Annotated in this window: 11 protein-coding genes; 9 read left to right on the top strand and 2 right to left on the bottom strand. The window is 36.9% G+C overall.

What is annotated here, in order from left to right:
- Nucleotides 1-79 precede the first annotated feature (79 nt).
- The 4 genes from uvrA to ACFING_RS05475 all read left to right on the top strand — a co-directional run bounded on the left by uvrA (nt 80) and on the right by ACFING_RS05475 (nt 6570).
- Nucleotides 80-2995, top strand: a complete 2916-nt coding sequence (gene uvrA, locus ACFING_RS05490; protein WP_375630129.1) for an excinuclease ABC subunit UvrA — start codon at nt 80-82, stop codon at nt 2993-2995.
- Between the two features lie 1065 nt (nt 2996-4060).
- Nucleotides 4061-4399, top strand: coding sequence for a P-II family nitrogen regulator (locus ACFING_RS05485; protein ID WP_015856528.1), 339 nt, complete (start codon nt 4061-4063; stop codon nt 4397-4399).
- A gap of 59 nt (nt 4400-4458) precedes the next feature.
- Complete coding sequence (glnA, locus tag ACFING_RS05480; RefSeq protein ID WP_375611514.1) at nt 4459-5868, top strand: type I glutamate--ammonia ligase; 1410 nt, start codon at nt 4459-4461, stop codon at nt 5866-5868.
- A gap of 156 nt (nt 5869-6024) precedes the next feature.
- Complete coding sequence (locus tag ACFING_RS05475; RefSeq protein WP_375621407.1) at nt 6025-6570, top strand: hypothetical protein; 546 nt, start codon at nt 6025-6027, stop codon at nt 6568-6570.
- Between the two features lie 34 nt (nt 6571-6604).
- Here ACFING_RS05475 and ACFING_RS05470 read toward each other — a convergent pair whose 3' ends face one another.
- Nucleotides 6605-7387 (bottom strand): ATP12 family chaperone protein, encoded by a 783-nt coding sequence (locus ACFING_RS05470; protein WP_375630128.1) that lies wholly within the window; start codon nt 7385-7387, stop codon nt 6605-6607.
- A gap of 749 nt (nt 7388-8136) precedes the next feature.
- On the opposite strand from ACFING_RS05470, the gene ACFING_RS05465 reads away from it, so the two are divergent.
- The 5 genes from ACFING_RS05465 to ACFING_RS05445 are packed head-to-tail and all read left to right on the top strand — an operon-like array spanning nt 8137 to nt 11983.
- Nucleotides 8137-8595, top strand: a complete 459-nt coding sequence (locus tag ACFING_RS05465; RefSeq protein ID WP_375621409.1) for a prephenate dehydratase domain-containing protein — start codon at nt 8137-8139, stop codon at nt 8593-8595.
- Nucleotides 8582-9079: a hypothetical protein gene (locus ACFING_RS05460; RefSeq protein WP_375621410.1), complete on the top strand. Its 498-nt coding sequence runs from the start codon at nt 8582-8584 to the stop codon at nt 9077-9079. Before ACFING_RS05465 ends, ACFING_RS05460 begins: the two co-directional genes overlap by 14 nt.
- Nucleotides 9013-9780 (top strand): DUF6421 family protein, encoded by a 768-nt coding sequence (locus ACFING_RS05455; RefSeq protein ID WP_375630127.1) that lies wholly within the window; start codon nt 9013-9015, stop codon nt 9778-9780. The genes ACFING_RS05460 and ACFING_RS05455 overlap by 67 nt, the downstream gene beginning before the upstream one ends.
- The gene (locus tag ACFING_RS05450) at nt 9777-10721 is read left to right on the top strand and encodes a DMT family transporter (RefSeq protein WP_375630126.1); all 945 of its coding nucleotides are present in this window, start codon (nt 9777-9779) and stop codon (nt 10719-10721) included. Before ACFING_RS05455 ends, ACFING_RS05450 begins: the two co-directional genes overlap by 4 nt.
- The gene (locus ACFING_RS05445) at nt 10718-11983 is read left to right on the top strand and encodes an acetyl-CoA carboxylase biotin carboxylase subunit family protein (protein WP_375630125.1); all 1266 of its coding nucleotides are present in this window, start codon (nt 10718-10720) and stop codon (nt 11981-11983) included. The genes ACFING_RS05450 and ACFING_RS05445 overlap by 4 nt, the downstream gene beginning before the upstream one ends.
- A 971-nt stretch (nt 11984-12954) precedes the next feature.
- On the opposite strand, the gene ACFING_RS05440 is transcribed toward ACFING_RS05445, so the two are convergent.
- Complete coding sequence (locus tag ACFING_RS05440) at nt 12955-15708, bottom strand: autotransporter outer membrane beta-barrel domain-containing protein (protein ID WP_375630124.1); 2754 nt, start codon at nt 15706-15708, stop codon at nt 12955-12957.
- Between the last annotated feature and the right edge of the window lie 268 nt (nt 15709-15976).

Genomic DNA, 15976 nt, shown 5'->3' with positions numbered 1-15976 from the left:
AAACACATTGTAATTCTAAAAAAACAGTTTTATTCCATTTTAGGTGCTCAATTTTTGCCACATATGCCAAGGATAAAGTATGACTCATCAAAAATATATCTCCATTCGCGGTGCACGTGAGCATAACCTTAAAAATATTGATCTCGATCTGCCTCGTGATAAACTCATTGTTATAACAGGACTTTCTGGATCAGGGAAATCATCCTTAGCGTTTGATACAATTTACGCTGAAGGACAACGTCGCTATGTCGAAAGCCTTTCAGCCTATGCACGCCAATTTTTGGAAGTCATGCAAAAACCCGATGTCGACCGCATAGACGGTCTCTCTCCCGCTATCTCCATTGAACAAAAAACAACCAGTCGCAATCCTCGTTCAACGGTAGGGACCGTTACTGAAATCCACGACTACATGCGCCTTCTCTTTGCCCGTATTGGCATTCCTCATTCTCCTGTGACAGGACTTCCTATTGAAAGCCAGACAGTAAGCCAAATGGTGGATCAAATTATGTCCTTACCAGAAGGAACGCGAATTTTTATTATGGCCCCTTTGGTGCGAGGACGAAAGGGAGAATATAAAAAAGAGCTAACAGATCTTTTAAAAAGAGGATTTCAACGCGCTAAAGTTGATGGAAAATTCTATGAAATCGCTGATATTCCACCTCTTGATAAAAAATATAAACACGACATCGATGTCGTGGTAGACCGCATTGTTGTACAAAAGGATATCACCTCTCGCTTGGCTGATAGTATAGAAACCTGTTTACAGCTAGCAAATGGGCTTGCCATTGCTGAAATGGCAGACCAACCCTTAGCACAAAAAGAAACGACAAAGGAATCTGCTCATAAATCAAAAAATGATACACATAAACGGCTCATTTTTTCAGAAAAGTTTTCCTGCCCTGTATCGGGTTTTTCTATTCCTGAAATTGAACCACGCCTTTTTTCGTTCAATAATCCTTTTGGCGCCTGTCCTCTCTGCGATGGACTGGGCATAAAAAAAGCAATGGATCCACTGAAAATTGTGCCCAATAAAAATATTACCCTCAAGAATGGCGCCATTGCCCCTTGGGCTAAGTCAGATTCACTTTACTATAAACAAACCTTAGAAGCATTAGGAAAAGCTTACGGTTTCAAACTCACAGATCAATGGTGTGAACTCTCTAATGAAGCACAACAGGCTATTCTTTACGGTACAAAAAGAGATGAAATTTCTTTTATCTATAAAAATAATTCTGGTTCGCATAAAACGGCCCAACCTTTTGAAGGAATCATCCCTAATATGGAGAGACGCTGGAAAGAAACCGATTCTGCTTGGTCTCGAGAAGAAATCGAACGTTATATGTCTTCTTCGCCCTGTTCGGCTTGTCACGGTTATCGTTTAAAACCAGAGGCACTTGCTGTAAAAATAAACGGAATGCATATTGGGCAAATATCAGATCTTTCTATTCTAAAGGCAGATGATTGGTTTGCCAATGTTCATCAATATCTCACAAAAAAACAACGTAATATCGCCGTACGTATTTTAAAAGAAATTCGTGAACGCTTGGCTTTTTTAAATCATGTAGGATTGGAATATCTTACCTTGTCTCGAAATTCAGGAACGCTTTCAGGGGGAGAAAGCCAACGCATTCGGTTGGCATCCCAAATTGGTTCTGGTCTTACAGGCGTTCTTTATATTTTAGATGAACCATCTATCGGTTTACACCAACGCGATAATGAACGCCTGTTGGAAATGCTGCGCCACTTGCGTAATCTTGGCAATACAGTTATTGTTGTTGAACATGATGAAGATGCTATTCTCACAGCAGACTATGTTGTCGATATGGGGCCTGCCGCAGGCGTTCATGGTGGAGAAATCATAGCGCAAGGAACACCGCAGGAAATTATAGAAAATTCAGCCTCTCTCACAGGCCAATACCTTTCAGGAAAAATGGCTGTTAAAATGCCTACAGAGCGACGCAAAATATCAAAAACGAAAACACTTAAAATCATCGGCGCCAAAGGCAATAACCTCAAAAATATCAATGCGAATATTCCTCTTGGAACCTTCACATGCATAACTGGTGTTTCTGGAGGAGGAAAATCAACATTTCTTATTGAAACGCTTTTCAAAGCAGCATCACATCATATCATGGGCTCTCATCACAGCCCTGCCAGCTATGACAAAATTGAAGGATTAGAATTTCTTGATAAAGTCATCGATATCAACCAGTCTCCTATTGGACGCACCCCACGCTCTAATCCCGCAACCTATACAGGTGCTTTTACACCGATTCGTGAGTGGTTTGCCGATCTTCCAGAATCAAAAGCCCGCGGTTACAAAGCTGGGCGTTTTTCATTTAATGTTAAAGGAGGACGGTGCGAAGCATGTCAAGGTGATGGAGTCATCAAAATTGAAATGCACTTTTTACCTGATGTCTATGTTACTTGCGATGTCTGTAAAGGAAAACGCTATAACCGAGAAACACTAGAAATAAAATTCAAAGGACAGTCTATAGCCGATATTTTGGATATGACAATTGAAAAGGCAGAGGAATTTTTCCAAGCTATTCCCGCTATTCATAATAAAATGGAAACTCTCATTAAAGTAGGATTGGGTTACATAAAAGTAGGACAGCAAGCAACCACACTTTCTGGTGGGGAAGCACAACGTGTAAAACTTGCGAAAGAACTTTCTCGTAAAACAACGGGACGTACACTCTATATTTTGGATGAACCGACAACAGGTTTACATTTTCATGATATTTCCAAACTTCTTGAAGTGCTTCACGAACTAGTCGAGCAAGGCAACACAGTTATAGTCATTGAACATAACCTTGATGTTATAAAGACAGCCGACTGGATTATTGATTTAGGACCAGAAGGTGGAGATCGCGGTGGTAAAATTGTTGCAATTGGACGCCCTGAAGACATCATTAAGGTTCCCGCTTCCTATACGGGAAAATTTCTAAAAGATGTTTTACTGCGCCCATCTCTCTATAATTCCAATTCTTAGAAACGCTTTCTATTGTAAAATACAGCATACTAACAAAGCCTGTACTTTTATTATTACCTGTAAACCAACACCTAATTCCAGTGGTGCAACACGTTTGAAGCAAAGACTAAAAACAATTTAGCGCTTTATAAGCTGTTTCAGTTGTCGTATTGCCAAATAGGAACGCGCACATAATTGCGTATTTATTCTCTGTTTTGTTTATACCTGAAACGACCAGACAACCTAAACTGGGAAGAATATGAAGTTTTAAGGGTATAAATAAATTTCTATATTTCCATTTCCTTTTAATTTATCTTTATGATTTTCCAAGGCATCCACAGCAATATCTTATAATGAAGATTGCCATTGCTTCACACTTTTATTTATCGTGTTCCTTAATGAAGATCACATTCCTCACGAAGGAACAAAACGCCCCAAACGGAATATATTTGCGTTGCCAATTCCCACATCTGTTTTAAAGAAACATTTCTCAATGCTCTCAAGCCCATTTCACGACGGCTCCTATGAATGCTATAATGATAAACTCATTATTGTACACCACCATCTTTACATTTATGAATCGGCATCATCACACTCTTTTCCAATATTTGTCTTCCCTACTCCCTAATATTGTAAAGCCTTTAATTATCGAAAGCTTTCATAAAAAGCATTTTATTTCTTTTTTCAAATGTTGTTATCCACACACTCATAACTATTTATGATATATAAAGGTATCGTTTTGATTGGTTGACGATAAAAGGATCTAAAATGAGAAAATCTTACGCTATTAGAGTTTCTCATTCAATGTGGAGAGCGTCTAATTATCCTTATAAGTCAAGATATTATCTAATAAAAAAGAAACAAAACTCTTTTATTATATTATTTGAATTCTTGTATAAGAATTGTAAGTTTTTTTCTCAAAAAACAGTATTTGGCTGTATTCTACAAAAGAAACTCTCCTAACAGAGCATAGAGTGTCATTATTTTCGACTTTTTGTGCACAAAGTATCTGTTGGACATCTTACAGTTGTCAATATAATGTGATGCAGTCTAAAAAGACAAAATAACGTTGGAGATAATTTCAGCATGAAAAAAATTGAAGCCATTATAAAACCTTTCAAACTTGATGAAGTGAAAGAAGCGCTTCAAAAAATTGGGTTACATGGTATTACAGTAACAGAAGCGAAAGGTTTTGGTCGTCAAAGGGAACATACAGAACTTTATCGTGGTACGAAATATGTTGTTGACTTTCTACCTAAAGTAAAGATTGAAATTGTTGTGTCCGATGAAAAACTGGAACAAACTGTTGATGCAATACGTAAAGCAGCTCAAACCAAACATATAGGGGATGGAAAGATATTTGTCTTTTCCATTGATGATGCAATTCGTATAGGCACGGACGAAACCGGTATCGATGCCCTTTAATAAATAACGAGAAAATTCACTTTTTTATCCACCTCAACGCCATATTAAGGAAATTGAATATGACAACCGCATCAGATATTATCAAACAGATTACAGACAACGAAATCCGTTTTGTTGATTTACGTTTTACTGATCCACGAGGAAAATTGCATCACATTACAATGGATATCGCAGAGATCAGCGAGGATACTTTTAGTGATGGTGTCATGTTTGATGGTTCTTCAATTGCTGGTTGGAAAACAATTAATGAATCTGACATGGTTTTAATGCCAGATCCAGCAACAGCACATATTGATCCTTTTTTTGCTCAATCTACTTTGGTCATATTTTGTGATGTACTTGATCCTGTCTCTGGTGAGTTTTATCGTAGAGATCCTCGTTCTATCGCCAAAAGGGCTGAGGTGTATATGAAATCTTTAAACATTGGAGATACAATCAATGTGGGTCCAGAAGCAGAGTTTTTTATCTTTGATGATGTGCGCTATAAAACGGACCCTTACAACACAGGGTTTAAACTCGATTCAAGTGAACTTCCCTCTAATGATGATACGGAATATGAAACAGGAAATCTAGGGCATCGCCCACGAATAAAGGGAGGCTACCTTCCTGTTCCGCCGATTGATTCCTGCCAAGATATGCGTTCTGAAATGCTCACAGCACTCAAGGATATGGGCGTACAGGTCGAAAAACACCATCACGAAGTAGCAGCAGGCCAACATGAATTGGGTATTCGTTTTGATACACTTGTTCGCGAGGCTGACAAGATGCAAATTTTTAAATATGTTGTACATCAAATAGCAAATAGTTATGGGAAAACAGCAACCTTCATGCCAAAACCAGTTTTTGGTGATAACGGCTCTGGAATGCATGTCCACATTTCCATTTGGAAAGATGGCAAACCCATTTTTGCAGGAAATGAATATGCTGGACTATCAGAAACCTGTCTGTTTTTTATCGGTGGTGTTATTAAGCACGCAAAAGCAATAAATGCTTTTACAAACCCATCCACAAACTCCTATAAACGTTTGGTTCCTGGTTATGAAGCTCCTGTTCTTCTTGCCTATTCAGCACGTAATCGTTCTGCATCTTGCCGTATTCCTATGAGCTCCTCACCAAATTCAAAACGCGTAGAAGTTCGTTTTCCAGACCCAACAGCAAATCCCTATTTGGCATTTGCAGCCCTTTTAATGGCTGGTCTTGACGGTATTAAAAACAAAATTCATCCCGGACATGCTATGGATAAAGATCTTTATGATCTTCCCTTAAAGGAACTTAAAGAAATCCCTACTGTTTCAGGAAGCCTGCGTGAAGCGCTTGAAGCACTTGACAAAGATCGTGGCTTTCTTAAAGCTGGCGACGTTTTTGATGATGATCAGATTAATTCCTTCATTCAAGTAAAGATGCAAGAAGTCTTGCGTTACGAAACAACACCCCATCCTGTTGAATTTGATATGTACTATTCTGTTTAAACAATCAATACGCATTCTTTTGATTTTTAAAGTGGAGGCAAAAGCCTCCATTTTTGTGGATATTCTTCTCATGCAAAAGCGCAAGAGGCTTTTTGCTCGTCCGCTTTTCCTTTATAATGTATTGAATCTCTTCAAATGAATTAACAAAGGTTTCTAATGCCGCGAATTTGTTTTCTCGTTCCCGTTCTTTTATGCATTGTCTTTATCACATCAACAACTAAAGCACATACAATAACCAACCAAAAACTTACAACTCTTGAGAAAGCAACATCTGCTTATAGTAAAGCACTTAAAAATGCCGATGCAAATGCCATCTTAAATGCTATTCCTCCCCAAGTCATCAACCGCTTAACCGCCAAAAAAAATCTTAATCAATCACAATTTCTACAAATCATGAAAAGCCAAATAGAACGGTTGGCAGAAAGTTACAAGATTGAAACGATCAACATTGATCAAAAACAAAAACGTGAAGGTACTCTTGATAATGGTACCCCTTATTTTGTTATACCCGTGGAGCTTGTAACCACAACAAATGCTGGGAAAAAATGCTCTATTCAAACTGAAATTATTGCCCTACTTCACGATAACCAATGGTATTTTATCCGTGGCAATGACGAAGCGCTCTTAACCATAACTAATGAACTATTTCCTGGACTTGATAAAGTAAAAACCAATCCTCAAAAAGTCACAAAAATACTCTGAGCCAAAAGAATGCACGTAAATAAAAGATTTTCCCCTATAAACAAGTTGTAACAATTGTAGCAGCAGCATTAAATTCAACTTTTTTATGAGCACGGCGTGCTATTGTTTCTTTATCTATTCCCCATTGTTCCATCATCCAATCTTCATCTAAATGGGCAATAGACCAAGCATGATCAGCATCAATGTTTCCCGCAGCAACGGCAAGAGCAATGAGAGCAGATCCCGTTAAGGTTGTCATCATATGAAGTGCAGCAAGCATATAAGCAGACTCAACGCTTCGTAAATAATGACTCACAGCTTGAAGTGCTTCTGGTGATTGTTCCACATGCATCAGCCCTTCTGTCAAATAAAACCTTGCACCCAGTTTTTTTTCTGCCCAATCTAATAAAGGATCCCATTGCTCAGATTGTTTTTGCACCAACTCTTTAGGTGTCTGTGCACGATAAAAGATCATATCACATGCAACGAAACGCAATAAATCTTCAAAAACCACCTGCATATCATCAGCGATACCATCAATAACAGTATTAACCAAACGCGTCATCGGCATTTTTGCAGGATCAACAACGTGCTTTTGGTTCTCAAATTCCTGAGCAACATATTCAGCAAACACTTCTGATGGCACATGAAAATGACGCCTTGCGGGCGTTTTTACGGGACGTTCATCCAACAAAATCGTAAAGCCGACCTCCTCACAAGCGATCTTCACTTGCTTATAAAACCGTTTTGGGTGTGATTGGCATGAAAGATTTTGAATCTTTTGAACAGAACTCTTCTTATTCAATGGCATATCAAAATGATCCAAAATCTCACGCATATTTGTTTACCTCTGATCTTTTCAAAAAAACGACTGTTTCTTTAGGTTCTGTAGCTTCAATAAGGTTTAATCTGACCTTCTTAACAATTCCAAAGAAGAAAAAAATCTTGCCAATCTCAATCTGATTTAAGAGTTATATTTCATGTTTCTTTTACAAACAAGACAATGATGATTGCCTTTTATATATTTAATACAATCATAATAGTAAAACAATTTCTAAAAGTATTATCTTAATTAAGAAGTTAAATATATTGAGTTTTATGGCAAAGATGTTCACGCCTTACCAATTTGCTTATTATTCACCTATAATAGTATTATCAATATGAACAGATTCAAAAACGCTGCTCATCCAAAAAATGATAGAGCAGTGCGGTTTACGTGTCATTCACCTTCGCTTAACCATTCCAATAATTCTCTAACATATCCAATAAATACCCTGCATAGAATTTTTCCTGCTCAATTACTCCCCTAAACGACGATGTTTTACGGCATGATAGAATAATGAACAGACAAAATTATAATTGTAAATTTTCTTTCATATATACATTATTTTATAAAGCACTAAATTATTTAACGCATTGTGCTTGATATACTCTACATATTACACTATTTTAAATTTAGGCATATTTTTATAAAGAATAGAGATCATGCAATCTGAAAATAATGCTTTTATCTATACACTTGGCCCTGCAGATACTAACTGTGCAGCAGCAGAACAATAGTGGCTTAACAATCACAATAAAAATATTTTGTCCACTGACTCGAGATCCCGTATTATCTTATACGCAACTCTTGAAGAAGCATTTAATGAACTTGCTCAAAAAAAAGATGCTTATCTCTTAAGTTGTGCCGCTTCCCCTGATTTGCATACACTCATATTTACCCGTTTAGGTGATATGCAATTATTTGACAGCTTTATCATGCCTACTCACTCTATGGTTTTAGCTAAACGCAATAACATTGATGAAATTAAAACCATAGCGCCTCATCCTGCCCCGCAATCTCTGGTAGCTCATCAATATGACAAAGTATTTGCCAACAGCAATGCTGATGCAGCCGTTCTTTGTAAGGCTGAAAAAGCCGATGCTTGTATCACAACATCGGTTGCGGCAAATCGCTATAAGCTGAATATTATCGAAAATTTTGAACAAATGCCAATGACCTTTTTGCTCCACTCACTAAAGTCAACTAATCATGAAAAAATCTGAAGTGCTTCTTTCCATTGTTAACTTAGTTGACAAATTCCGTATGCGCCAAGAACGAAATGGGAGCATTAAGGAACCAACTTCAGCAGATAGTAATATGATCAATGAATTGATCACTCTGCTGAACCACCATGCTAATATTCTTGATGGATTATCTCCAAAACTTTTAGCGATCATTTCTGATGATCTTCTTCAGTGGATGCTCAGCGGTTTAACGCCCCCTCCTCAATTTGATAACACTTTGGCTGCTTTCAAAGCCCCATTACCAGATGCTCCCTTGTTTTTCTTGGCTCCAATGCGTGCAACAAATGGACCTGATCCAGAAGGATTCCAGCTGGAATTAGTTACAGGATATCGTCATGAAACAGCCTATCTTTCTGACGCCTCGAAATATACAAAGAATTATCTATCACCATTTCAATGTATAAAAATGGGAATAGCATCAAAGGGATTTTTAGAAGGCAAGTTCTATTCCCAGAATCTGTAGCGGCTGCTCAAAAAATTGATAAGCAAGCATTTGCTTTGTTTTTTTTCAGTAAATTCTTTGATATTTACAACAAGCAAACAATTGTGGAAGCTGAACGTTTACTCGGTCGAGATAGTAAATTCCTGTTCGGTCAATTGCATAGTCGTAACTTATCTAAAGAAGACATTTACGATGCTCGCTGTTTGTGGGGCTATTATCATGACTATGCACATCATACCGGACCGCGGCCATTGGATAAAAATCTGTATATAAAATTAAATTGGTTTACAGGTCTTCTAGAAGAAACTAAAGTTGATTTAATTACAGTGCGTATTATGCTACAAAATCATCCAAAATTTTGGAAAGAAATAACTGAATTTGTCCTATTAGAACGCATATTCCGTTATCCACAAGATTCTGATCAGCATATGACATTCGATGCTGGTACAGGGATCTTGCTTTTTGAAATATTGATGCGGAACAAAGCATTGATTGAAACAAATCAAAGTTATCTTCAATTTGATTTGGAGCGTCTTGAAAAAGTAATAGTATTGATGATAGCAGATATAGAAGCACTTGAAGCATTAGATGATGACGCTTATTTGGCAGGAGCTAAGGATTATATCCAAAATAATCTTGGTAAGCCGCAAACTTCACAGTCACGATTTAATTTTTCAACATCATATTATGCACAGCGAGTGATTAGAGGATTAAATCATTGAGTTTCATAAAAGGACGGTTATTATTATTTACTTTTACTATTCTAGCATTGTTTTCCATAAGTTGGTTATTATCTAAGAATTTGGTTAGCAATATACCCGTCATGCATGCGGTTGGACTTAGGTTGTTTGCCACCGCTGCCACCTTATGGCTGATTGCAGTATTTCGTGAGAAAGCTGTTTTCAGATCCATACCATTACTTTCCATGATACCTTCTTTTTTAATTCTCTCAGTGTTAGGATTCTCGTTATATTTTGTATGCAGCTTTGGTGCATTAAAATCACTCAAAGCCAGTGATTTAACCATGGTGCTCGCTACTATTCCAGGAATTACTTATATATTAGGTGCATTGACAAATATCCTTAAATTCTCATGGCTGAAGCTTAGTGGAGTGATAATTGTCAGTGTAGCAGCTGTAGCATTCAATATAAACAGTGGAGAAAGTGGATACAACCTAATAGGAATAGCTCTTGCTTTAACAGCAGCCCTTTCTTACTCTGCTTATGGCTTATTGTCTAAACGTTATCTTAAAAATTTACCTTTGCTCACCTCACTGGCTTGGATCACGACAATTTCTGCAGCATCATTTATGCCATTATTTATTTTTGATCCTGCCCCACTCTTATATCTTAAGTTAGAAGATATATTTAAAATATTGATTTTAGGAACTGTTTGCTCGGCACCAGTTTACGTATTATACCAAAAAGTTTTAGCCGAAGGAGGCGTATTATACGCCAACACTATCGGCGTATTATCCCCTTTTGCAGTGGTTGTATGTGAATGGATAATCGGCTCGAGCCCTTCTCTCAATATGATCAAAATAATTGCTATGATTGTAGTTGTTATAGGGATGACACTCTTATTTATAGATGCATCAAAGGTATCTACATGGCAACATAAACGCCATTCTCAAAACTCCAAATTTAATGAGGAAACAAAATGAAAAAACTCGCGTTAGTTTGCCAGCGCAATGCAAAATTACCATTTATATTTGAAGCAGCACAAGCAGCTAATATCGAATTAGTAATGATCTATGATACCGCTGAAAGCGTTCCCTCTCAACACCCCGCAGCAGTCACTTCAACTTGGCAACTTCCTGTTTTTGATAACCCAGAGGCAGCTCTAGACACTTTTGCAACAGGAGCAAAAGAACGCAATATTGCTGGGGTTATGACCCTTCGCGAAGAAGCCATCCTATGGACAGCTTTGGCTGCAAAAAAAATCAATACTCCAAGTATTGAACCAGAAGTAGCAGCATTAACCAGAAATAAATATCTCATGCGTCAAACTTTCGCTAAAGCAGGCTTAAGAACACCAGGATTCTTTTATATAGATCATCCAGAAGACCTATCAAAAACACAAGCCTTGGATTATCCAGTCGTTATTAAACCCGTCTCTGGATGGGCAAGTGCAGGCGTCATGTTAGCTAAAAATTCCGCTGAACTTCCTGATCTCATTAAAGCCGTATGGAATGTTCAGCATAAAGACATGGCACGTTTTAATGATAAAAGTAAACCTGTAGGCTTAGTCGTAGAACAGTATTTGCCAGGAAAAGAGTTTGTCGTAGAATGCTTTGTTGATACAGCAGGTGTACACGTTCTATCCGTTGGAGACAAGGGACAGCCTGAGGGACCATGGTTTGAAGAAACAATTTATCGTCAACGATGTGATATAGATGATCCTTTAATTATTGCTTTATGTGAGGCTGCATGCTCTGGAGTTAAAGCTCTTGGTATAAATATGGGTGCTGCCCATGTAGAGCTACGCCTAGATGCTAATAATTTACCTTATATCATTGAGATAGGCGCTCGTATAGGTGGATCAGGTGTTTCCCATTTTATTGTTGAGCAAGGCACAGGAATTTCATTTGCAAAACTATGTATGAATGCCGCTTTAGCTGAAAAAAACTTAGACCTTCCCGATATACTCCCAGCTAAAAAAGTGGCGGCAAATTATATTATTCCTCTTCATGGGTATGGACGGTTTTCTGGATTTTCAGGTCTAGATAAGGTTGCACAGCATCCTCAAACCGCCAGAACTATCATTTTCTTTGAAACCAATCACATTTCACCACCTCCACCAGCATTTGGTGGATATCCTGGTTTTATTTTCTCTGTTCATAACTCAAACGAAGAAGCACGCAATTACCACAAATGGCTCGATGACACCTTAAGCATCATATGGAAACACCATGTTTATCAATAGTCCGATAAAGATATTTTTACTGCCCCTGAACTTTAATATAAATCTTATCGATACAAACGAACTCACAATGCGAATGCGATTGCCTAAAACTTTGCAAACATCTTCCATTAAAGGTACATATTTCAAAAAACAGGAATTGAGGAAGATATAATCTACTTTTACACCCCATTTTAATAAAAGCTCTTCAATGTTTCTATATTTGAAACAATAATAAAAACTTCTAAACGACTTTTTTGATACGATCAACCTCTTCTCCCCACGTCTTAAAAGAAGAAAAAAAGATCTTACCTCCCCCACTTTGATTTAAAACTTATATTTCATATCTATTTAACAAAGAAGACATGATCTTGTTCATATATTCAATACAGCCATTAGAACAATTTTTTTAAAGGATTTATCTTTATTAAGAACTGAAGATATTGAATTTGATGTTAAAAGTGTTCAAGCTTTACCACTTTTCTCATTATCCATCGACAATAATGCGATCGATACGAACAGCTTCAAAAACGCTTTTTGCAAAATTTTAAAGCATAAAAATACGCATCATCCACGAAACGATCGAGCTGTATATTGTACATATCTCCTCCTTTGCTTAACAGCAAAAGCTTTTAATCAACAGTCAATATCTCCCTACCTTTCATGATTGATATCAGCGACCTCAAACGCCAGTACTTTACAGCATGATCGGATAATAAGGCTACTATTTTAAAAAGCTGATGACAAACACATCCCCAATATTTATAGCCAAAATAACACAAATAGATTTACAGTCTCATTATCATTTTTTTTGAAGCATTTAAGCTCCCCTATCAATCAGATAAAAAATAAATCAACGTGATCCTTCCATACCTATTAAAACACATGATACCATTATTAAAAGAAGCAATTAAAATTCTGCATCATCAATGGTTTAAATCACGACAATAAAACAAAACTTTAAAAATCACATTTATTATTTTTAAAAAGATTTATTAAAAATGATAGCGCAAACCACCAGAAAAATGAACTCCAGAAAAACCAGCCTTGGTTAACCTATGCTGATAGCTAAGATCACTGTGAAGTGTAACTTTAGAAGAAAACTGCGCATTGATACCCAAACCTGTTTCTAAGGAAGAACCGAAAGAACCCAACTGGAAAACATCTTTAAAATGAACAAATTGTTCTTTATCAAAACAATGAGCAAAATGAATATTGCCATAAAAAGAAGTGATCCAATCCTTATCAGAGGCTGTAAATGTTTTACTTAAACGCCCACCAACACGCACAAACCATTGATCTATTTTTTTCATCTCAACATCAAATCCATCAATATCACGAAACTTATCAAATTGAAGATGTTGATAAATAAGCTGAAGTTGTGGATCAAAAATAAGATCTTTATATCCTGTCATAGACACTTTACCAGCAGAAAACGACACGTTCAAAGGATTTGCTTTGAATGTCGCCGTCTTACCCCAAACACGGCTACGCACATCCCCTTTAAACAAACCATAAGATAAAAGACCGTCTACGTAAAAATCAGTGTAATGTTTCACACTAGCATATGCCGTAAATGACCATTTATTAAATGTACTCTTTTGACTTTGTTCCACGTTATGAGGTTGTAAGGAAAGCTTTCCATAGGTTCCCATAATCCCAAAAGATGTCGTACTATATGCACCCTCTATTGTTTTGAGCAAAATATCTGTTTTTATAGCGTTATAATCAACATGACCATCGTACCCATATTTAAGTGTAGAAAAATCTGAGACATAACGATAACTCCCACCATAACCGTGGACAGATAAAGCAAAGTTCCCTTCAACTTTTAATAATTTACGAGGAATAGACCGCCTAACTTGCAACTGCTTTTGTTGATGACTAATATCCATGAGCCCAACATGAAACAAAGCATTTGGTACCAGAAGGTAAGTGGGAACCTGTGGAACAACCTCCCTGATCTTTAACTCAGAAGGGGGAATAGCAGACACCTCTAAAACAGGCTGAATATATTTACTTTCAAGGCGAAAATCCCAAAAATCTCCATCTCCTTCAACCAATCTTTGAGAAGTTTGTGCATTTCCAAGAGCAGAAGCTGGACCATACGCATGAAGATAATATTGGTAAGGCAAACCCTCTAATGCGATATAAGCACGATTTAACTGAAAAGAATCCTCTGCCGCTTTTCCAGAAACCTGAATAAGTGAAATACTATGAGCATTTTCACCGGTTGCTATCTCACCCTGATTTCCTGCAACAAATTGCACATAAACTGTTGTTTTTCCAGAAACATCACCATGTATTAAAAGCCGATCAGTTTTTGTATTATCGAGCAAACCATCACTACTGAGATACGTATTGAGATAAATATCTGCCCTATCTTGCGCACTATAAACTTCTTTTTCTCCCTTCCCAATATGAAGTGTCTGATACTCCTGAAACATTGGAGTCTCAAAAGCAATAAAACTATCAGAAACTTTCACAAATGAAATAGACGAACTTGTACGGTTTGCAACTTGCAAATCGATCTCTCTTCTTTTTGTCAAAAACCATTTTGATCCCCTTGTTAAATAAAGCTCAGCAATAGAATCACCGGCAACACGAGTCCCTCCTATCAATGAAGAAGAATTAGCCAAAATCGCTACACTTCCCCCTTTTTCAGCTGTTAATAATAAGTCACCAAAAATTTTTGTACCTTCTGTTACTCCAATATAAATACGACTGTTATGGCTATGAACAGCTGTCCCATCTGGAACCTCAAAAATCGTCCTTTTCAAAAAGACAAGCCCCTGTTCATACGCATCATTTTCCCCATCCCTCTCAAAATACATACCTTGTTTGTTACCTATTGCTTTAATTGTTGAATCTTCAATATTAACCCGCGAAATTAAAATATTTCCTTCCCTGCCGTTATTGGATGGCGTGTTAGAATCTTGTCCAACTGTTAAAATATGAACATCCGTAGAAATAATATTCGTATTTTTTACATAAACAGAACCCTGATGTTTTACATTGAAAACTGTATGTATAATTTTTTCATTTGTATTTTCTTTGTCTTCTGTTTTTTGATATTTTGAAGCAATGGTAACACCATCTAAAGTCGCACTCCCCCCTCTCCCCACATAAAGTGCAGCAGCATCATTCACATCAATAAATCCACTTTTCATCTGAATACCCGCATCAGCACTAACGAAAAGAGCACTCTCTTGACCGATACCCAAACCTTCCACTTTAATTTTTGTATTCGTTAACGTAACAGATGCTCCTCGCTTCTCTGCATAAGCAGCAATCTGAGAAGCCTCAATTGTTCCACGATTAACCTCAATCATTCCACTATCAGCTTTAAGACCTATTGATACATTTTTAAAAGCTGAATCGCTCAAAACAATTTTTCCCCCTTGTGATACAAAAACACCATAAATATCTTCTATACTTGCAGTCCCTTCAACCTCTACACGCATTGCCTCAATAACTGTATTTGGCTCCTGTACTACTATAGCAGCAGGTAACATGAGAGAACGATCCTCCCCATTCTTTTTTTTAACAGGCGCCGTGAATTTATATACTTTATCACTAATTGTATGCTTTGAACCATCACTGCATTCATAAGGTAATTTGTTTTTGTCACATGACAGTGATGTATATGAATGAGAATGTGCCTCAATATTTATATTTAACAAAAAAGAAAAAATAGCTGCTGTAAAAACGCACGAATACAAGTGATTGTTAGATACCTTGACTATCATTGTTTTTCAAAACTTTCTTTTTTCAACAAAAACAAAAAATGCTGGCAAAAAAATAAACCACAAATTAAACACAACAAGAATAAAACGAACAAAATTATTTTATTTTTATGATAAATTACAGCATTCAATAATATGTTTTGTGTTTTATGTAAAGAAAGAACAAAAAGTTTAAAAATACCATTTAGGAGGACAATCCCTCTAAAGAAGGCATCTCAAAAACCGCTGAAAACTGCAATTACAAAAGGCCCAAAAACCAATCTTAAAAAAA

The sequence above is a fragment of the Bartonella sp. AP150HLJHH genome, assembly GCF_042196385.1.
GTDB lineage: Bacteria > Pseudomonadota > Alphaproteobacteria > Rhizobiales > Rhizobiaceae > Bartonella.
Note: the sequence above shows the minus strand (reverse complement) of the source record. Positions and strands in the feature narration are given on the sequence as shown.

Bases quoted from the DNA above. Each gene is read 5' to 3' on its own strand.
- ACFING_RS05455 (WP_375630127.1), top strand. From the start codon at position 9,013: ATGTATAAAAATGGGAATAGCATCAAAGGGATTTTTAGAAGGCAAGTT.
- glnA (WP_375611514.1), top strand. From the start codon at position 4,459: ATGACAACCGCATCAGATATTATCAAACAGATTACAGACAACGAAATC.
- ACFING_RS05475 (WP_375621407.1), top strand. From the start codon at position 6,025: ATGCCGCGAATTTGTTTTCTCGTTCCCGTTCTTTTATGCATTGTCTTT.
- ACFING_RS05485 (WP_015856528.1), top strand. From the start codon at position 4,061: ATGAAAAAAATTGAAGCCATTATAAAACCTTTCAAACTTGATGAAGTG.
- uvrA (WP_375630129.1), top strand. From the start codon at position 80: ATGACTCATCAAAAATATATCTCCATTCGCGGTGCACGTGAGCATAAC.
- ACFING_RS05445 (WP_375630125.1), top strand. From the start codon at position 10,718: ATGAAAAAACTCGCGTTAGTTTGCCAGCGCAATGCAAAATTACCATTT.
- ACFING_RS05470 (WP_375630128.1), bottom strand. From the start codon at position 7,387: ATGCGTGAGATTTTGGATCATTTTGATATGCCATTGAATAAGAAGAGT.
- ACFING_RS05460 (WP_375621410.1), top strand. From the start codon at position 8,582: ATGAAAAAATCTGAAGTGCTTCTTTCCATTGTTAACTTAGTTGACAAA.
- ACFING_RS05440 (WP_375630124.1), bottom strand. From the start codon at position 15,708: ATGATAGTCAAGGTATCTAACAATCACTTGTATTCGTGCGTTTTTACA.